This window comes from Rhizobium sp. 01N424 (assembly GCF_056399485.1).
On record NZ_JBFTRK010000009.1, the window covers coordinates 181,532 to 197,725 of the forward strand.

Annotated in this window: 18 protein-coding genes; 8 read left to right on the plus strand and 10 right to left on the minus strand. The window is 59.1% G+C overall.

Going from position 1 to position 16,194, the window contains the following annotated elements; genetic code table 11:
* The first annotated feature begins 60 nt into the window (after nt 1–60).
* Together AC1DNK_RS21805 and AC1DNK_RS21810 are read left to right on the plus strand one after the other, a co-directional pair.
* The gene (locus AC1DNK_RS21805) at nt 61–318 is read left to right on the plus strand and encodes a DUF2934 domain-containing protein (RefSeq protein ID WP_477943295.1); all 258 of its coding nucleotides are present in this window, start codon (nt 61–63) and stop codon (nt 316–318) included.
* 81 nt (nt 319–399) lie between these two features.
* Nucleotides 400–1,092: a DUF599 domain-containing protein gene (locus AC1DNK_RS21810; protein WP_477943296.1), complete on the plus strand. Its 693-nt coding sequence runs from the start codon at nt 400–402 to the stop codon at nt 1,090–1,092.
* A 276-nt stretch (nt 1,093–1,368) separates the two neighbouring features.
* Here the strand turns inward: AC1DNK_RS21810 and AC1DNK_RS21815 are convergent, their stop codons facing one another.
* The 9 genes from AC1DNK_RS21815 to AC1DNK_RS21855 all read right to left on the minus strand — a co-directional run bounded on the left by AC1DNK_RS21815 (nt 1,369) and on the right by AC1DNK_RS21855 (nt 6,650).
* Nucleotides 1,369–2,904, minus strand: a complete 1,536-nt coding sequence (locus AC1DNK_RS21815; RefSeq protein WP_477943297.1) for an aldehyde dehydrogenase (NADP(+)) — start codon at nt 2,902–2,904, stop codon at nt 1,369–1,371.
* Between the two features lie 54 nt (nt 2,905–2,958).
* Nucleotides 2,959–3,279 carry an ArsR/SmtB family transcription factor gene (locus tag AC1DNK_RS21820; protein ID WP_477943298.1) on the minus strand — a complete coding sequence of 107 codons (321 nt, stop codon included), beginning with the start codon at nt 3,277–3,279 and terminating at the stop codon, nt 2,959–2,961.
* A gap of 115 nt (nt 3,280–3,394) precedes the next feature.
* Entirely contained in the window at nt 3,395–3,628 is a 234-nt protein-coding gene (locus AC1DNK_RS21825) for a DUF6894 family protein (RefSeq protein ID WP_477943299.1), read from the minus strand.
* Nucleotides 3,621–4,019 carry a YybH family protein gene (locus tag AC1DNK_RS21830; RefSeq protein ID WP_477943300.1) on the minus strand — a complete coding sequence of 133 codons (399 nt, stop codon included), beginning with the start codon at nt 4,017–4,019 and terminating at the stop codon, nt 3,621–3,623. Before AC1DNK_RS21830 ends, AC1DNK_RS21825 begins: the two co-directional genes overlap by 8 nt.
* Nucleotides 4,020–4,056: 37 nt before the next feature.
* Entirely contained in the window at nt 4,057–4,572 is a 516-nt protein-coding gene (locus AC1DNK_RS21835; protein WP_477943301.1) for a cytochrome P460 family protein, read from the minus strand.
* Between the two features lie 38 nt (nt 4,573–4,610).
* Nucleotides 4,611–5,312, minus strand: coding sequence for an aquaporin (locus AC1DNK_RS21840; protein ID WP_477943302.1), 702 nt, complete (start codon nt 5,310–5,312; stop codon nt 4,611–4,613).
* Entirely contained in the window at nt 5,294–5,626 is a 333-nt protein-coding gene (locus AC1DNK_RS21845) for a nitrile hydratase (RefSeq protein ID WP_477943303.1), read from the minus strand. The genes AC1DNK_RS21840 and AC1DNK_RS21845 overlap by 19 nt, the downstream gene beginning before the upstream one ends.
* Nucleotides 5,623–6,303, minus strand: a complete 681-nt coding sequence (gene nthA, locus AC1DNK_RS21850) for a nitrile hydratase subunit alpha (RefSeq protein ID WP_477943304.1) — start codon at nt 6,301–6,303, stop codon at nt 5,623–5,625. Before nthA ends, AC1DNK_RS21845 begins: the two co-directional genes overlap by 4 nt.
* A complete protein-coding gene (locus tag AC1DNK_RS21855) occupies nt 6,300–6,650 on the minus strand; it encodes an SH3-like domain-containing protein (RefSeq protein WP_477943305.1) in 351 nt (116 codons plus the stop codon). The genes nthA and AC1DNK_RS21855 overlap by 4 nt, the downstream gene beginning before the upstream one ends.
* Nucleotides 6,651–6,834: 184 nt before the next feature.
* Between AC1DNK_RS21855 and AC1DNK_RS21860 the strand changes: the two genes are divergently transcribed.
* The 6 genes from AC1DNK_RS21860 (at nt 6,835) to AC1DNK_RS21885 (ending at nt 13,221) form a co-directional block, all read left to right on the plus strand.
* Nucleotides 6,835–7,044 (plus strand): CbtB domain-containing protein, encoded by a 210-nt coding sequence (locus AC1DNK_RS21860; RefSeq protein WP_477943306.1) that lies wholly within the window; start codon nt 6,835–6,837, stop codon nt 7,042–7,044.
* 10 nt (nt 7,045–7,054) lie between these two features.
* Nucleotides 7,055–7,801 (plus strand): CbtA family protein, encoded by a 747-nt coding sequence (locus tag AC1DNK_RS21865; RefSeq protein WP_477943307.1) that lies wholly within the window; start codon nt 7,055–7,057, stop codon nt 7,799–7,801.
* Between the two features lie 48 nt (nt 7,802–7,849).
* Nucleotides 7,850–10,165, plus strand: a complete 2,316-nt coding sequence (locus AC1DNK_RS21870) for a PAS domain-containing sensor histidine kinase (protein ID WP_477943308.1) — start codon at nt 7,850–7,852, stop codon at nt 10,163–10,165.
* Nucleotides 10,162–10,818: a response regulator transcription factor gene (locus AC1DNK_RS21875; RefSeq protein ID WP_477943309.1), complete on the plus strand. Its 657-nt coding sequence runs from the start codon at nt 10,162–10,164 to the stop codon at nt 10,816–10,818. Before AC1DNK_RS21870 ends, AC1DNK_RS21875 begins: the two co-directional genes overlap by 4 nt.
* A gap of 36 nt (nt 10,819–10,854) precedes the next feature.
* Complete coding sequence (locus AC1DNK_RS21880; RefSeq protein ID WP_477943310.1) at nt 10,855–11,232, plus strand: response regulator transcription factor; 378 nt, start codon at nt 10,855–10,857, stop codon at nt 11,230–11,232.
* 1,107 nt (nt 11,233–12,339) lie between these two features.
* The gene (locus AC1DNK_RS21885; protein WP_477943311.1) at nt 12,340–13,221 is read left to right on the plus strand and encodes a bile acid:sodium symporter family protein; all 882 of its coding nucleotides are present in this window, start codon (nt 12,340–12,342) and stop codon (nt 13,219–13,221) included.
* A 79-nt stretch (nt 13,222–13,300) separates the two neighbouring features.
* On the opposite strand, the gene AC1DNK_RS21890 is transcribed toward AC1DNK_RS21885, so the two are convergent.
* Nucleotides 13,301–16,093: an ATP-binding protein gene (locus tag AC1DNK_RS21890; protein ID WP_477943312.1), complete on the minus strand. Its 2,793-nt coding sequence runs from the start codon at nt 16,091–16,093 to the stop codon at nt 13,301–13,303.
* Nucleotides 16,094–16,194 lie beyond the last annotated feature (101 nt).

Sequence of the window (16,194 nt, forward strand, 5' to 3'; positions counted from 1 at the left end):
GGAAGACGCATCAAATCGATCCCGGCAAGAGTTCGGCCAAACGGACGTGAGGGGATCGATGTGACCGAACGCATTAGGCTCCGCGCCTATTCGATCTGGGAAGCAGAGGGTAGTCCGGACGATCGGCACGAAGACCACTGGCTTCAGGCCGAGCGCGAGATCCTTCACGAGTTCGACATTCTCGAAGGCGACGATCTTCCGAACCTTGCCGCTCTCCGAGAAGCCGCTCGCGAGCACACCGACGCTTTCATCGTCGCTACCGACATGATCGACGCAGACCAGCGCGAAGCGACGCCAGGCATGCGCGAGCAGCCATAGCGCCATCGCTTCGGCCCACAGGCCTCTTGGAGGACGTCGCCACCCACGATAGGGTGCCGGAAAAATCGGCCGGGGAACTATATGGACGCGCTCAATATCGCCGCGATCTCATTCTTTATATTGGTTTGGATCGCGGTCGAGCCTTTGATGGCATTGGGCTGGCCCCGCCCAAACGACAGCCTCTCTGTCGACATGGTACGCGTGCGATCCGCTTGGATGCGGGAGACGTTGACGCGTGACAACAATTTCATCGGTGACGCAGCCATCCTGGGTCACACGATCAATTCGGCATCCTTTTTCGGTTCCGCAAACCTGATCGTCATCGTCGGCCTCAGCGGCGCGCTATTCATGGAGCCAAACTATGGAAGCGGCAACGGCCTAATCGCGATGTTCGCGGCCAAAGATCCGGTCTGGTTGTTCCAGACCAAGGTCCTGCTGATCATCGCCACGCTTCTAAGGGGGCTGTCCGACTTCATCTGGGCAGTGCGCCAGCTGAACTATTGTCTGGCTGCTATCGGCGCCAGTCCGTCTCGGCAAGAGGAGCGTGACCTAGCGGCATGGACGGACGCTCTGACGATGGTGCTCAATCCGGCACTCCGATCGTTCAGCGTCGGCGTGCGGTCATATTATTTCACGGTGGCGGCGGCGTTCTGGTTTCTCGGCCCAATCCCGTTCGCTCTGGCGACGGTGCTTGGCGTCGGCTTGCTGATCTGGCGCCAGTCGTGGTCAGACACCGCGAAAGGCATCATGGCGATTAGGAAGCTTTTGGACTAGGGGCAGAGCAATGGGTCCCGACCCGAGCAAACGAACGCCAGGCCTTCACGTCGGTTTCGCGGTCGGCGGCTCGGCCAGACGTGGCTGTCGCAACGATTGGCGCCTTGCGTCAAAGCCCTTCCACTTCGGCGACCAGAACGTTACCAGGCCAGGCGTCAAAGCCGCTCCAATAGGGGCGACTTGTTGGGACTTCGAATTTCTCTTCTCAGAATCCATAGAAAACTCCTCCCGCGCCTCAACGTGCAGGAGGATGGAAGGTTCAGTATCCCAGAGCGCTCAGAGATTCTGATCTCTGAGCGCCGTCGGCAGAATTCCGCTAGGAAAATCCTGATAGCAGACAGGCCGAAGGAAACGGTAGATGGCCAGCGTTCCCACGGAAGTGGATCTCCCATCGGCGGTTGCCGGGAACGGGCCGCCGTGGACCATTGCCGGAGACACCTCTACTCCAGTCCCGAAACCGTTCACCAGCAGTCGTCCGGCAAGCATTTCCAGCTTCGGCACCAGACGGCGGGCATCGGCCTCGTCGTCCTTGTCGATGAAGAGCGCGACCGTCAGCTGTCCTTCGAGTTCGTCGATGACGGCATTGAGTTCAGCCATGTCCTTGCAGCGAACGATCAGGCCCGCGGCACCGAACACCTCGTTCTGAAGCTCGTCATGCGTGAGGAAAGCCGATCCCGTTGTTTCGAAGAGCGCCGCCGTTCCTTCATATTGGCTTCCAGGCTTTCCGGACGCGATGGCTCGCACTTCAGGATGGGTTCGAAGCCGTGCCACACCATCGCAAAAATTTTTAGCAATCGACGGGGTCAGCATCGTCTGTGGTGCGACCTCTGGAAGAAGTTCAATGGTCTTCGCGATGAAGGCATCTAGCGCTTCACCGTCGACCGCCAGGAGGAGGCCGGGGTTAGTGCAGAATTGTCCCGCGCCGAGGATCAGCGAAGAGACGAACGCTTTTGCGATCCCTTCGAAGTTCTTGGTGAGTGCGTGAGGGAACAAGATGACGGGATTGATGCTGCTCATCTCAGCGTATACCGGGATCGGCTGCCGCCGCCTCGACGCAATGTCCATCAGCGCTGTACCGCCGCGGCGGGACCCGGTGAAGCCGACAGCACGAATCCGATGATCGGCGACGAGCTGTTGGCCGACTTCAAAGCCTGTATCGAAGAGCAGAGTGAAGGTGCCGGGATGAAGTCGGCAGGCCGCGGCAGCCCGTTGCACGGCCCGTCCCACGAGTTCCGACGTGCCCGGATGCGCCGAGTGGGCCTTCACGACGACGGGGCAGCCAGCGGCGAGGGCGGATGCAGTGTCCCCGCCAGCGACCGAGAACGCGAGCGGAAAATTCGAAGCACCGAATACCGCGATGGGGCCGAGTGGAATATTTCGAAGTCGCAGGTCAGGCTTGGGAGCAGGCTTCCGCGAAGGATCGCCTTCATCGAAGCGCAATTCCTGGAAGCGGCCCGCGCGGACTTCCTTGGCAAACAGCCGAAGCTGGCCCGTGGTGCGATTTCGCTCGCCTTCCAGCCTCCCGCGGGGGAGCCCGGTCTCAGACGTGGCGCGGACGATCAACTCGTCACCAATCGCCTCGATCTCCGCAGCGATCGTCTCCAGGAAGGAGGCTCGACTGCCGAGACCTGTCTCGCGGTACGAGGCAAAGGCCTCCCAGGCTTGTGCCGCCGCGGCATCGACATCTTCGCGTGACGCGCCGCCAAACGAGACAGGTAGCGGCTTCCCGGTAGCTGCCTCGATACCGTGGAACTCGCCATTCGAGCCGCGCCTTTCTTGCCCTGCAACGAGCAGATTCCCATTCAAAGTCATAGCTGATGTCCTTTCAGATCGCACTGCCGATATAGGAATTCAACAGGCTCTTTTTCAGCCTCGGGCCGCCTTCGAGCTCACAAGAGCTTGACCATCGCGCTGGAGTTCGTTGAGGAGCGCCAGGATTTTTATCACCGCAGGGTTCCTGGTCGTATACCACAGTGTCTGCGCCTCTCGACGTGCGGTAACGAGGTTGAGACGACGAAGCTTTGTCAGGTGCTGCGAGGTTGCCGACTGGCTCATCCCGATAAGGTCTGCCAGACCGCCCGCCGTTACCTCGACTTCGACGAGTGCCGACAAAATCTGAAGCCTTCTTTGACTGCCGAGCGCGTTGAAAAAAATCGCTTGGGACGCTGCGGTACGACTGTCGATCATGGGGCCTCTTCGATATTGAGACCGCCCGCCTACGGGTCGCCCTGAGTCCGGGCAACACTCCAAAGTTTGGGTGTTTTCGCTGACGCGGAGATTCGGCTGAGTTCGGGAAGCTCGTTCATTGGAGCCGAGCGCAACATCGAAACGGTAGTTCAGCCACTAGGTTTCCTTCGCAGTCCGTGATCTCGAAAGTCATGTCACCGACGGAATCGTCCAGCTTGACTGCCTCGGCAATGATACGACGAGCGACGGCGACCGCTTCTGCAAGGCAATCCTTCGCGTGGATTTCGATGCCCTCGTAGTCGGGATCTATGACTTCCGCGACCCGAATATGGAAATGAAACCTAGCCATCAAGGACGTCGCCTCCCCATGGGTTGTTGACCACAGCGAGCCAGCGCCCGTCAGACTGAAGCGTCAGCACGTCCGCCGTCGTCCCGCTGACTTCCTCGGTGGATGGAGAGCCGTCGATTATGTACCGAGCAGTCCATCTCGCATGGTGGAGTGCGATGTCTCCTCGCTGAATAACGACCCGGTCTTCGACCACGAGAAATCGAAGGCGGCGCGCAAGCTCGCCGAGACCGTCACCTATCGCATTGCGGCCAATCGCTTGCCTGTCCGGCTCGACCAGCAGGACGCCGTCCTCAGCGAAGTGGCTTGCGGCCTCGTCCAGCCGTCCGTACTGCCACATGTCACGGATCGCCGACATCGTCTCGGCCGGGGTCATAACGCATTTGGTCCGCACAGCAGGCTCCTATGGCTTTGCTTCGTCCCGCTCGCCGTCATGGCGAATAGTGGCTGAACACGTAGTCGGTCGAAGGATCGAGCTTCACGTGACAGGCGAAGCAGCTCTTGATCAGCGGCTCACTGGGATTTGCGACGCCGTTCTCAAACTGACCATATCCCCAGCCACCCGTGTCTGCGTACTTCTTCGAATCCTTGACCGAGAACTGGACGTTGGTAGGGGCGCCTGCGACGAAGGACTGCGGTGCCGGGAAGACCTTGTCGTTCTCGGGAGACGATTGATAGACGTAGGCGAGCCGCGCGATGATGGCGCCGTCTGGAAACGGCCTGATGCCCTCTCGAAATGCCATGATGGCGAGGTCGTTGCCCAGAACCGCCCTGATGTCGTTGTTCTTGCCAGCTTCGTGCGCGACCGTGATCAGCCGCCACTCCCTGTATCCTTCGGGAACCTTCACTCCATAGATCGGCGAGGCATCTCCCCTTAGGCCGCTGGCGGCGGCCGCCGAAATCGCGAGCAGGACGACTGTTGAGGCCAATAGCTTCGTCTTCGACATAGTGTTCGCTCCTTGTGGACATCTGGCCGGGGCGCCGATCAACGTCCGGCGGGCGGGTAGAGAATATCGGTACACCGCACCGCCAGAGTGCCGCCAGCAAACTGTACCACCACGAAGAGCGCCACAGCGATTAGCGATGTGCTCGACGGCGACATCAGCAGGCTTATGGTGACGGCGGGATTCGCGATTGAACCGGTCGGTGTGGCGATGATCGCTCCAAGAAGCCAGAGGCCGACTGCAAAGGGCCCGGTCATCTTGCTTGTGCTCCGGCTACTGCAGAATACTACCATCATCAGTCCGAAGGTGGACAAGGCCTCGCTCACGATCGCCGCGGCATTCGGAAGCTCGGTGGTCGGCGGACCCGGCGGATCTGCGAACATGACATCGACCAAGACGGCACCCGCAATTCCTCCGAGGATCTGCGCAGCCACATACCAAACCATGCACTCGAGACCGCGTTGTCCACTCCGCCATTGAAGGACAGTGATGACCGGGTTGAAGTGCCCGCCAGATACTGAGCCAAGGGCCAGGATCAGGCCGATCAAGGTCCCGGCGACGGCCATGGCTGAGGAGATCGGCGCGGCCTTTTCACCTATTCCTGCACCAAGCACGGCTACTATCAGCAGCATCGTTCCAACGGCTTCTGCGAGCGAACGCCTGACGAGTGGCGCGCTGGCGTCGTCCTCGACGAAGCAGCGGGAGGCGCGCTGGGGAACGAGCTTCAGGAGTGAGCCCTCCATCGATCCTCCACGGCCGACATCTGCCTTGCCAACTCCTCGGGCGTTATCAGCTGCTTTTGAAACGCGATGTTGGCGAAAGCGGCGATCCAGCGCTCGTAGTATGTCAGCTTGCCGACCATTTCCGATCCTAGGGCCTCGACGCCGCGCCTCTTTTCCTCGGTGTTGATGATCTTGTGGAAGTCGAGAACGTCGGCCAGCGCATGGCAGCGCTTCTCCCACGGGAGCAACTCATGGTCTGTCTGTTCGATCTTAGGCCCTTCAAGACCGCCGATGTCGTTCGGCAGTCGCTTGAGAAGTTGTTCGCTTCCGGTCATGCGGCAATTCCTTCGGTCGGTAATCTGACTGTGATGACACCAATCATCGCATCACGTGTGACGAGCGCGGCGAGTTGCTCTTCGCTGTAGCCGTCGGTTCCCGCAGGGCGCATCGGCAGCACCAGGTAGCGCTGGATGGCAGTGGAGTCGCTGACCCGAACCTCAACGTCGTCAGGAATGATGGTCCCAAACTCCTGCAGCACCTTACGGGGTTCGTAAACTGCACGAGCGCGATACGGTTTTGCCTTGTACCAGTCTGGCGGCAGGCCAAGCACCGGACGCGGGTAGCATGAGCACAGGGTGCAAACGATGAGATTGTGGACCTGAGGCGTGTTCTCGAGCACGATGAGCTCGGTGAGATCGTAGAAGGTGATGCCGAGTTCCTCGCAAGCGGTACGGCCGTTCTCGAGGAGGCGGGACCTGAAGTCCGGATCCGTCCATGCCCTCGCGACTACCTTGGCACCGAGTGCGGGGTTTCTGGAATCCAGAACTTCGATCTGGTGCCGAATCTCGTCGGCGCTTATGTATCCCTTTTCGATCATCAGCTCCTGAAACGCCGTCTCCATGATGTCGTAGTAGCCGGGCATTTCCGTCGCCTCGATCGGCGCGTGGTCGTGCCCGTGATCGTGCCCGTCTCCATGGCCATGAGTGTGTTCGAGTTCGTCGGACGCGTTCATTGCTCCACTCCTTCGAGCCAGCTCTCAAAAATCTCGATGCGGAGATTATCTGCGGGGGATCCCGCGTAGTCCTTCCAGATTTCCTTCATCGGCACTGCGACGCGATAATAGAAACCAAGTGAACCCGCGTTCCTGCCAAATCCTTCTTCCTCGTTGTTCACGGCTTTCGGTGACATGATTGCCTCGACGACCGCTGTCCTTCCTCTGAGATACGTTGGTACGCGGTAGTGGCCGACAGGAACACGGTTCGAGACCGTGACGCACTGGCCCACTTTAAGTTTTGGCAGATCGGCAGGCGCTGGAACGACGCCTTCGAACTTCCGTTGTGATTTGGATATTTGCTCCATGGATTCCTCCTGGTGAGAACGGGAATACTATGGAGCGCAAGCATCTCGAATATTTCGAATTCGTGCGATGTCGGCGGCAAGGCCGAGTTCCCTGTTCGCCGAACGTCATCCGACGCTTTCGATAAACAAGGATCCGTGTGTGTGATCACTGTAGGGCCCAATCCTGAACCCGAAGGAGGGTGCGATGACCCACATCTCTATCCGTGCAGCTGAAATGCCGACGCCGATCTCGGCGGACGAACTCATTCCTTGGATGACGTTCTTCGGATTGCTTCTGCTGATGTTGCTTTACTTCGTCGGCGCCGAGCAGGGAGCGACTTCTCTCGTACAGGGGAGCATGGTGCACGAGTTCGTCCACGACGGCCGCCACCTTCTCGGATTTCCATGCCATTGAGGTCGATGCCATGATGCAGAAGTTTCTTCTTGCGGGCATGCTGTCCGGTCTTCTGGTGGCGGTCGTCGCCTTTTCGTACGCTCGGATCTTTTCCGAGCCATCGGTCGAGCTCGCAATAGCTTTCGAGGAACATCACGCGCACGTCGATGACGGACATCCTGGCGAGGAGCTCGTCAGCCGGACCACGCAACGCAATCTTGGATTGTTCACTGGCATTGCGAGTTACTGCGTCGCACTCGGCGGTCTGCTTGCCATCGGCGTTGCCGCTTTGCGTGGGAGGGTGCATGCAAGTACGAAGGAGGCGACTTGGCTGCTGGTGGCGACTGGGTACGTTTCCATCGTACTCGTCCCTCAGATAGCCTATCCGGCTAGTCCACCTGGGGTCGGGTCCGCGGAAACCATCGATGCTCGCACGGAACTCTTCTTTGTGATGATTCTTGCATCTGTCCTCTGCATGGCGTCGTGCGTTTGGTTCGCCGTTCAGATCGGCCGCCGTCTGGACCCTGTCTTCAGCATCCCGACCGGGGCGATTGCATATGCCGCACTGGCGTCGGTTCTCGTGTATGTGGTCCCACCCATATCCGAGGTTCCAGAGGATTATCCGCGAGGTCTTCTGTTTGAGTTCCGAGTGCACTCCTTCCTGCTGCAATTAATCGTGTGGTGCGGCCTTGGCCTGGCATTCGGGCAGGCGGCGGATTACGTGGCCGGACGACGCGTGTCAGGCGACACGCGAAGAGGTTCCGTTCCGAATGCTTAGAGACGCGGCGGGAACCGCATCGGTCCCGCCTCGCACCGACACGCGCCATTGCAGTGGGAGGCCGCCACGTCAGACGCAGCATACGAGAACTTCGAGGACGACGACGATCTGCAGCGGCTGACGGATGCCGCAGCCTCCTTGTCGTCGTTGACCCGCGCTTTGCTTGTATTCGAGCGAAATGGGACTCTGGAGATCGCGGCCGCCACTATGTCGGCCTCGGATCGGGGCAGAAGTCGGGTGTTCAGTCTTACGTCGCCAGCCGTGTTCGATGCAAATGTGGTCCGTCGGGCAATCGACACTGGCAAGGCGCAAGCATTGGAAAACGCAGCCGCCATCCCGGTCCGGCTGGCCGACGGGATCGCCGCCCTCTACCTGGATGGACCGTCTTCCTTGGAAGCGATAGGGCGCGTCGAATGGCTTGCGTCGACTTTCTCCGTTGCCATGACTGCGGTTTCGTTGGAGCAGGAGCTACGAGCGGTCCGTGAGGAAGCGACTAAGGTTCAGGGCGATCTTGAGCTTGCACGCGACATGATCCCGGCGCTGGCCTGGATCGCAAGCTCGGAAGGGCGTTTCCAGGAGGCAAGTCGCTCTTGGCACGAGTACACCGGAATCTCTCACGAGGAGGCGGTCGGGACCGGATTTCTCAAGGCCTTCCACCCCGATGATGTCGAAAAAGTTCATGCCGCGTGGATGACACTGTTGGCCGAGCGGCGGGCAGGCGGTGTCGAAGCCCGGATCTTGCGGCACGATGGCCAGGCGCGTTACCACATGCTGCGGGCCGTTCCACGTTTCGACGACGAAGGTCGGATCGTCAAATGGTATGGTATCGACTCCGACATCGACGATCTTAAACGTGCGGAGTTCGAGCTAGCCAAGAGCAAAGCGGTCATGGCGGAAGCCCAGAAGATAATTCAGACCGGAAGCTGGTCGTGGGACATGAGCACCAATGTTTTCACCTGTTCGACGGAATGCGCGAACATCGTGGGCAATGAAAGCGAGACCATCAGTTTCAAAGCTTTCATGGATAAGGTTCATCCGGATGACCGAACGATGGTGGCCGAAGCTCACGAGCGAGCTCTTCAGGGTGATGAGCTGAACGTGGAGCACCGCTTCGTACTGCCTGATGGCTCTTCGAAATTTGTCCATGCGCGAGGGCGGATCATCTCAGACGAGCATGGCAATGGCCGATCATACATCGGAACAATCGTTGACGTGACCGAAGCCCGCCGCTCCAGTGAGCAGATCAAAACGTCGCTCGCCGACGCGCAGCGCGCGCAGGCGTCGCTGGCCGAAGCGCAGAAGCTGAGCCATGTTGGTAGCTACCGTATCCTTGCGGAAACTCGCGAGATCATTTGGTCCGAGGAGACTTACAGAATTTACGGTCTCGATCCGAACGAGCCGCTGACGCCCGAAGCTGTGATGGGACGGATGCATCCTGACGATCGGGCGCGGGTGGAAGAGGTCTTCGCCCAGGGGCTCCGTGATCGAGTGCCTTGGGAGGTCGAACACCGCCTCGTCATGCCGGACGGCACGATAAAGCACGTCCACTGTGTAACGCGGATAGGAACCGATCCGGGCGAAAAGCCCGAGGCGTTCGGCGCGATCCTCGATCTCACGGAACGCGTTAAAAGCGAGGAAGCCCTGCGCAAGGCCCAGGACGATATCGTGCGGATGAACCGCATGACGGCAATGGGTGCGATGTCGATCTCGATCGCTCACGAGATGAACCAGCCTCTGATGTCAATTATTACAGATGCCGCGACCTGCCTCAGCTGGCTGGATCGCGAGACACCGGATCTCGAAGAGGCAAAAGCAGTGGCTACCCGAGTGATCAAGGAGACCAAGCGGGCGGGAGACGTCCTCCACAACGTCAGGAACATGGGAAGGAACTCACGTCCGACATTCGCCGACATCGACTTGAATTGTGTCGTGGGCGACGTCCTCACAATGCTTCGGAGCGAATTCCGTACGCGTGGCATCGAAGTTATCGTTTCGCTCTCGCCCGAGCTGCGCCGGATCCAAGGAGACAAGGTCCAGCTACAGCAGGTGCTGATGAACCTGATGTTGAATGCTGCAGAGGCGATGGAGCCGTCTTCCGAATGTCCTGCGATCACCGTAGGCACGCGAACCTCCGCATCCTTCGTGACACTTGCCGTCGAGGACAACGGCCATGGTATCGACCCACTTGCCTCCGACCGGATCTTTGAAGCATTCTACTCCACGAAACCGGAGGGGACTGGCATGGGTCTAGCTATCTGTCGGTCGATCGTCGAGGCGCATGGGGGCTCGCTGTCTGCAAGGCCGCGGACGCCGCACGGATCGATCTTCGAGTTCTCCATTCCATATCCGAAAGTGGCGAGATGAATCAGAAACAGCCTGAGGCCTCCTCTGCGCAGATCGTTGTCATCGAGGACGATGTCGGGGTCAGCGAGTCGCTGGTCGGCCTGCTACGCTCTATGAGGTTCGACGTCGTTGCCTACGCCTCGGCAGCCGAATTCTCGGCGAAGGGCCAGCTGGCGCGGGTCGGCTGCATGATCCTCGACGTTCGGCTCCCTGGTCAGAGCGGAATCGAATTTTTTGAAGAGGTGAGGGCGCACGGCTTTCACCGACCCGTAATCTTCATGAGTGGACACGCCGACGTTCCGATTGCGGTCCGAGCCATGAAGGCAGGAGCGGTCGAATTTCTGACGAAGCCCGTTCGGGAGCAGGACCTGCTGGATGCGATCCATACCGCATTGAAACGCGACAACCGATCCACAAGGAAAGAGGAGGCGGCCTCGAATGCTCGTGCGGACTTCGAGACGCTGACGAAGCGCGAGCAGGAAGTCCTGATCCGCGTTGTGGACGGCCAGCGCAACAAGCAGATCTCCGCAGCGCTCGGGATCACAGAGGCCACGGTGAAGCTCCACCGCGGTAACGTCATGCAGAAAATGCACGTGCGCACGTTGCCCGAACTGGTGCGCCATTTCGACATGCTGGAGTTGGGGGAGCTCCCCGATGCCACAGCGAGGCCGTAGCGCATGAGGCGCCCTTACGAACGATTGGATTGCACGATGATCGAACCCGCGAAATCTTCACTTGTGGTCTGTGTCGAAGACGACGAGCCAGTCCGCGACGCCATCCGGGGCCTGTTGCGCGCGTCCGGAATGCAGGTTGCAGCATTTGCATCCGCCGAGGATTTTCTTGGATCCGACGAGCTCCAACAGGCGTCCTGCTTGGTTACTGACATCCAGCTAGGCGGTATCTCTGGCCTCGACCTCCTCGAAAGGCTGTCCGGCATGACTGTGTCGATCCCGACCATCCTCATTACGGCGCACTCGGATGTGGCCGCTGGCGAGCGCGCCCGCAACTCCGGGGCGACGAACATCTTGCTTAAGCCTGTCAGCCCCAGCGATCTCCTGCTCGCAATCAGGTCGGCACTGGCAAGCTAGCCCGACGTCCAACGCCATCGCACGTTCTCTCACAGGAACTTCTTGGACTTGTCGACGCGGTGGGAGCATCCTCCTGAATATCGGATCGGAACAAACGGGTATTCGTCACGAACAGTTGAAATGGGGTTGCGGCCCACGGTTTTTCGCCCGACCATATTTCAAAGAGAGCATCAAAACTCGCTCTGCCGTTCCGAAGATGGCACCCCTTCGCACCTGTAAGGATGTTGCTGGGCATGTATCGCGGAGACTAAAGCGGCAGAACGTGGCTCGATCAAAAAGGGCGCTTGCAGCGTCTGTGCTGTCGGAGCGAGGAGCGCTCCGATCCGGCCTCACGAGGTTGGGACGGCGATGGGAAACCGGGCCATGGCGCATTGGCGGAGGGAGGATGTTCCACCCGGATGCCACCTTAGTTGCGATGCCCAAGGCTTGGCGTCGTGCCGGAAGCGAAAGCTTTTGAGAATGCAATCGACACTCGCGGCTTCAACCGTTTGTGACGAATAGCCGAATAGAGAATATCACAGCTCCCAAGGCGATCGCAGCGGTTCAACTCAGCCGCCACCGCAAGGCCGTCCCCTCGCTTAGGCCGCGATCACCTCCTGAGAGGCCCCCGTTCTTCCCCGGCGGGGGCCTCTTTCTCGTAACTCTTAGAGAAGCCGATGCTGCAGCAAATCCCGTCATCGCGAGAAAGACATCCGCCAATCATCTCTGGACCCACGCTCGTTGAGGCGGCAGTGTCGGCGCCCACGATGGCAGATCTTGACGCGCGGCGTGTCAAGCTTTCTGCAGACATCGATGCTGCGAGGATCAGGGCCGCTATTCGGGATCGAAAGTGGCAGCGATAGCGAGCGTGAGGCTCGCGCCGGATCCCGGTTGGCGACACAATCGTAAGCACCAGGACAGAGCCGTCGCGGTTGCGCGCGAATATCTTCTTGATTTCAGAACCTGAATGGTCGCCCCACCCCACCACCCGTTCATCTGCATAGCCAGCCGGAGCTGAGCGACGGCATGATGGCGTGCTGGACAGATCGTTCCGCGACGCATAGCCTGTCCGGCACAGCCTCCTACAGATTAGAAGCGGCTTGAACCTCGTCTTGGGAAAACAACGTCATGCTCTTTAGTATCGTTCTCCCCGCTGTCCTTCTCATAGTAATGTTCTCGCTTGGTCTCAGCCTTGCGCCAGCCGATTTCTCTCGCGTTTTCCGCGAGCCGCGCGGCTTCTGGACGGGCGCTTTCAATCAGATCCTGATGGCGCCCCTCGTGGCGTTCCTGGCCGCGACCGTGTTTGAGCTTCCTGCCACACTCGCCGTTGGCATGATGATAGTTGGTCTATGTCCCGGCGGCGCCATATCCAATGTGGCATCGCACCTAGGAAGAGGAAACGTGCCTCTTTCGGTCACGCTGACGGCGACATTCAGTCTTGTGTCGATCGTCAGCCTGCCGCCGCTGGTAGCTCTTTCGGTGTACTACTTCATCGGTTCAGATTCGCCGCCTGTGAAGGTAGCGGGCCTAAGCATTGAGATGTTCCTACTCACGGCCCTACCTGTCTTTCTTGGTGTGGCGGTAAGACAAGCGATGCCTCTACGCGCTGACGCAATACAGGCGTGGCTGGGTCGTATAACTGTTTTCCTGTTTGTTTTCGTGCTTGTGGCTGCACTCGTGTCCAACTGGAGCCTATTCGTTGATAATTTTGCGGCGCTCGCACCAGATCTGATTGTAATGAATGCTCTTCTTCTGGGTATCGGACTTCTGACAAGCCGGATAGCAGGTCTCGATGCCCGCAGTGCGACGTCGGTCGCGATCGGAACCGCTGTCCACAACGGGACGGTTGGTATCGCGGTGGGCGTGATGGTAGCCGGGGTCACTTCCGGGCTCCCTCCTACGACCTTACCCACCGCCATCTATTCCATCACAGTGTGGTTTCTCACGATCCCATTCATATTGTGGAGACGTCTAGTGGCGTCGAAGGAACCCCAGAGAGCGTTGGCCTGACGCTGCGGAGCAGAATGCCAAACTTCCAGTAGTGTTATTTTCGAGCGGTCGCAGCGGCAGCTTGGGACGTGTCAAAGCCTCAGGAAGCCAGCCCTAGGACGCTCTTCGCCCTCCTGAGGTCGATCGTTTGAAAGCCCTCGCTAAAACGCGAATATATCGGGTAGAGGATATCTCTGCCCTCGGCAGTGCGCCCCTGTGAGGAGTGGAGTTGTGATAGACTGGTGGCTGCGCGGAGCTCCCAAGAGAGGGCTCCCTGTCGTTGAGCGAGCTCGATGGAGGTCTGAAAAAGAACCTCTGCCGACATGAGGGCACCCGGTCGACCAGCAATCAGGATAATTTCGCCTTTCAATCGTAGCAACTCGGCGAAAAACCATCGTTCGCCGAGGCGATCGGATACGGTGATTGCCTTGTCTATCGCATCGAGAGCCTTTTCAGCTTCGCCAGTTTGGCCCAGTGCGAGAGCGTACTCTCCCATGAACCGACTGTAGTGAAGGCTGAACGACCCCTCCGGAACATCTGCAAGGGCTTTCGAAAATACACGCGCCGCTTCGCTGACGTTGCCCTGCCGGGCTAGCAGGACTCCCCTCCAGCATTCGCCCATAATATCCCAAAGTCTCAGGGGATATAGGAATGATTTCTGAACGAGTGCGTCAAGATAGCCCGCTGCCTTGACCATGTCGCCATTCAATATCGCCATCCGGCAGGAAGCGTAGGCAAGAGCATAGATTACTGACAAATCGTGCTTGGAGTCGCTCGCATAGGTCAGGGCACGGTCCGCTATGGCCGTTGCCTGGTCTGGAAAACCTCTGATCCAGAGGGTTTTTGAGAGCCCCACACAGAGCAGCGCCCTCTGGTCAAACTGAAAGTTCTTCAAGTCCCGCTTCGCGCCACTCAGGTATCCGCTCATCGCGCGCTCAAGATCGACGCTAGCGCGCTCAAATTTTCCCACGTAGAATCGGCACATTCCCCTCATGCGGATGCAGTGAAATTTCTCTTCGCGATTACCCGAAAGCTTGGTGACCTTGAAATGCCGTTTGTTAAGCTGGACGGCCGAACTAAGCTGGCCCGCACTGAATGATGCCGTCCATAGTCCCCTGAGCGCTAGGAACTGGTAATCGGTATCCGGGATCTGCTCTGAAATTTCTAATACTTTCTCCCACGCCTTTCTTGCCTCCGTGCTTCTGGTATACGCAAGAACTGTTCCCAATGCCGCGAATAGTCTCATGGCGGAGTCGCTATCAAGATCTGGAATTTCATCCATTGCTTTGATCGCAACCTCAACCCGAGTACGGCACTCCTCGTGCAAGGAGAGTTGGGTCCATATCCGCACACCTTCGACCGTCAGTCGAATGCCAAATTGTCGAGCCTCCGGCCGGGAGAAAGCCCAGTCGAGAGCCAAACGCAGATCATCAAGGAGCGCCGCGCAGGCATCCAGGGCACTTTCGATTGGCGATGGGTCGGACTTGGCATCGGCCTGCTTCAGAACAGCCAGAATGTATGCGGCGTGGCGACGCGAGACATCGTTCAATTCCCCGCTCTCCATCAGCTTGGAACGAGCGTATGCGCGCGTGGAATCGAGGAAACGGTATATGGCTTGATTTGTCGAAAGATTGGCCGACAGGAGGGAGGCCGAGACCAAGTTAGCGATCTCGTGCAACACTTCATCATTCCCCAGGTTCTCGCTTGCCGCAATCGCCGCGGCGGTTTCAATCGAAAACTCCCCCGCGAGGGTGGAGAGGCGTCGAAAGACCTTGCGCGAGCTTTCCGACAGGAGATGCCAACTCCAATCGAATGTCGCATTTAGCGTCTGGTGATGAGGTATCGAGGTGCGGTAGCCTTGCTTGAGTAAAGCGAACCGATCGCTCAGGTGCGCCTCGACGCCGAGCACACCGAACGCCTCGACGCGACTGGCTGCCATTTCGATCGCCAGTGCGATGCCGTCCAACTTGCGGCATATTTCGCCAATGGCCCAGGCGTTCTCGTCCGAAACCTGGAACTCGTCGACGGCCGCCGAAGCTCGATCGACGAAAAGCTGAACGGCGGAATACCGAAGCGCCTCATCGCGACCGAGAACCGGGGAGGCTGGGGGCGTCTCCAGTGGCATCAACCGTTGAATACGCTCCCCGCTGCATCGAAGGGGTACACGGCTCGTCGCCAAGACATGTACGCCTGGCGCTCCTCTCCCAATTGCCTCCGCGAGCGTTGCCGCAACCTCAACCACGTGCTCGCAGTTGTCGAGCAGTATCAGCATCCTTCTCTGGCTCAATGCATTCACCAGGGCGGGTATCGGCTCATTTGAACCGACAGGCAGCCTCAGAGCGGCGGCAAGGGCGCTGGGGACTAGGGCGGGATCGGAGACGGGAGCCAGGTCTACGAAACAGACGCCATCCGCGTAGCGCGGGCGAAGAACCTCCAGGACTGAAAGAGCGAGCGTGGTCTTTCCGATGCCCCCAATGCCCACGATTGTGACGGACCTCTCCAGGGGCAGCCTCGCAACGAGGCGGGCGATCATGTCGTCGCGCCCGAACACCTTGGTGAGGAGCGTTGGTGCGGGCGACGGCGCTGGGGAAGCAGGCTCAGGAGAAGGCACGAGGCTGAAAGGCTCTTCTGTTTCCAAATGCGTGCATGTGGCAACGAAACTATACCCGCGGCCAGCAGCGTTGACTATAAATCGTCGCTCGCCAGTTCCGTCGCGAAGCGCTTTTCGCAGTTCGGCGACATGAACCCTCAGCGTTCCCTCCGCCACGAAAACGCCGGGCCACACGTCGCTCAGCAATTGCTGTTTGCTCACGATGGTGCCGGCTCTTTGAATAAGGACTGAGAGAACGTCGAGGGCACGCCCGCCGATCGTCACGGGCTTTCCATCTTCCATCAGCTGCCTCTTGAAAGGGAAGAACCGAAAAGCCCCAAACTGGACTGCGTGATCGCCGACTTCCGAAGCCCTGGAACGCGAAGGGTGTTCTACGATATTTT

Coding starts and splice junctions, on each gene's coding strand:
- AC1DNK_RS21810 (WP_477943296.1), top strand. CDS start 400: ATGGACGCGCTCAATATCGCCGCGATCTCATTCTTTATATTGGTTTGG.
- AC1DNK_RS21815 (WP_477943297.1), bottom strand. CDS start 2,904: ATGACTTTGAATGGGAATCTGCTCGTTGCAGGGCAAGAAAGGCGCGGC.
- AC1DNK_RS21820 (WP_477943298.1), bottom strand. CDS start 3,279: ATGATCGACAGTCGTACCGCAGCGTCCCAAGCGATTTTTTTCAACGCG.
- AC1DNK_RS21825 (WP_477943299.1), bottom strand. CDS start 3,628: ATGGCTAGGTTTCATTTCCATATTCGGGTCGCGGAAGTCATAGATCCC.
- AC1DNK_RS21835 (WP_477943301.1), bottom strand. CDS start 4,572: ATGTCGAAGACGAAGCTATTGGCCTCAACAGTCGTCCTGCTCGCGATT.
- AC1DNK_RS21840 (WP_477943302.1), bottom strand. CDS start 5,312: ATGGAGGGCTCACTCCTGAAGCTCGTTCCCCAGCGCGCCTCCCGCTGC.
- AC1DNK_RS21845 (WP_477943303.1), bottom strand. CDS start 5,626: ATGACCGGAAGCGAACAACTTCTCAAGCGACTGCCGAACGACATCGGC.
- nthA (WP_477943304.1), bottom strand. CDS start 6,303: ATGAACGCGTCCGACGAACTCGAACACACTCATGGCCATGGAGACGGG.
- AC1DNK_RS21855 (WP_477943305.1), bottom strand. CDS start 6,650: ATGGAGCAAATATCCAAATCACAACGGAAGTTCGAAGGCGTCGTTCCA.
- AC1DNK_RS21860 (WP_477943306.1), top strand. CDS start 6,835: ATGACCCACATCTCTATCCGTGCAGCTGAAATGCCGACGCCGATCTCG.
- AC1DNK_RS21865 (WP_477943307.1), top strand. CDS start 7,055: ATGATGCAGAAGTTTCTTCTTGCGGGCATGCTGTCCGGTCTTCTGGTG.
- AC1DNK_RS21875 (WP_477943309.1), top strand. CDS start 10,162: ATGAATCAGAAACAGCCTGAGGCCTCCTCTGCGCAGATCGTTGTCATC.
- AC1DNK_RS21880 (WP_477943310.1), top strand. CDS start 10,855: ATGATCGAACCCGCGAAATCTTCACTTGTGGTCTGTGTCGAAGACGAC.
- AC1DNK_RS21885 (WP_477943311.1), top strand. CDS start 12,340: ATGCTCTTTAGTATCGTTCTCCCCGCTGTCCTTCTCATAGTAATGTTC.
- AC1DNK_RS21890 (WP_477943312.1), bottom strand. CDS start 16,093: ATGGAAGATGGAAAGCCCGTGACGATCGGCGGGCGTGCCCTCGACGTT.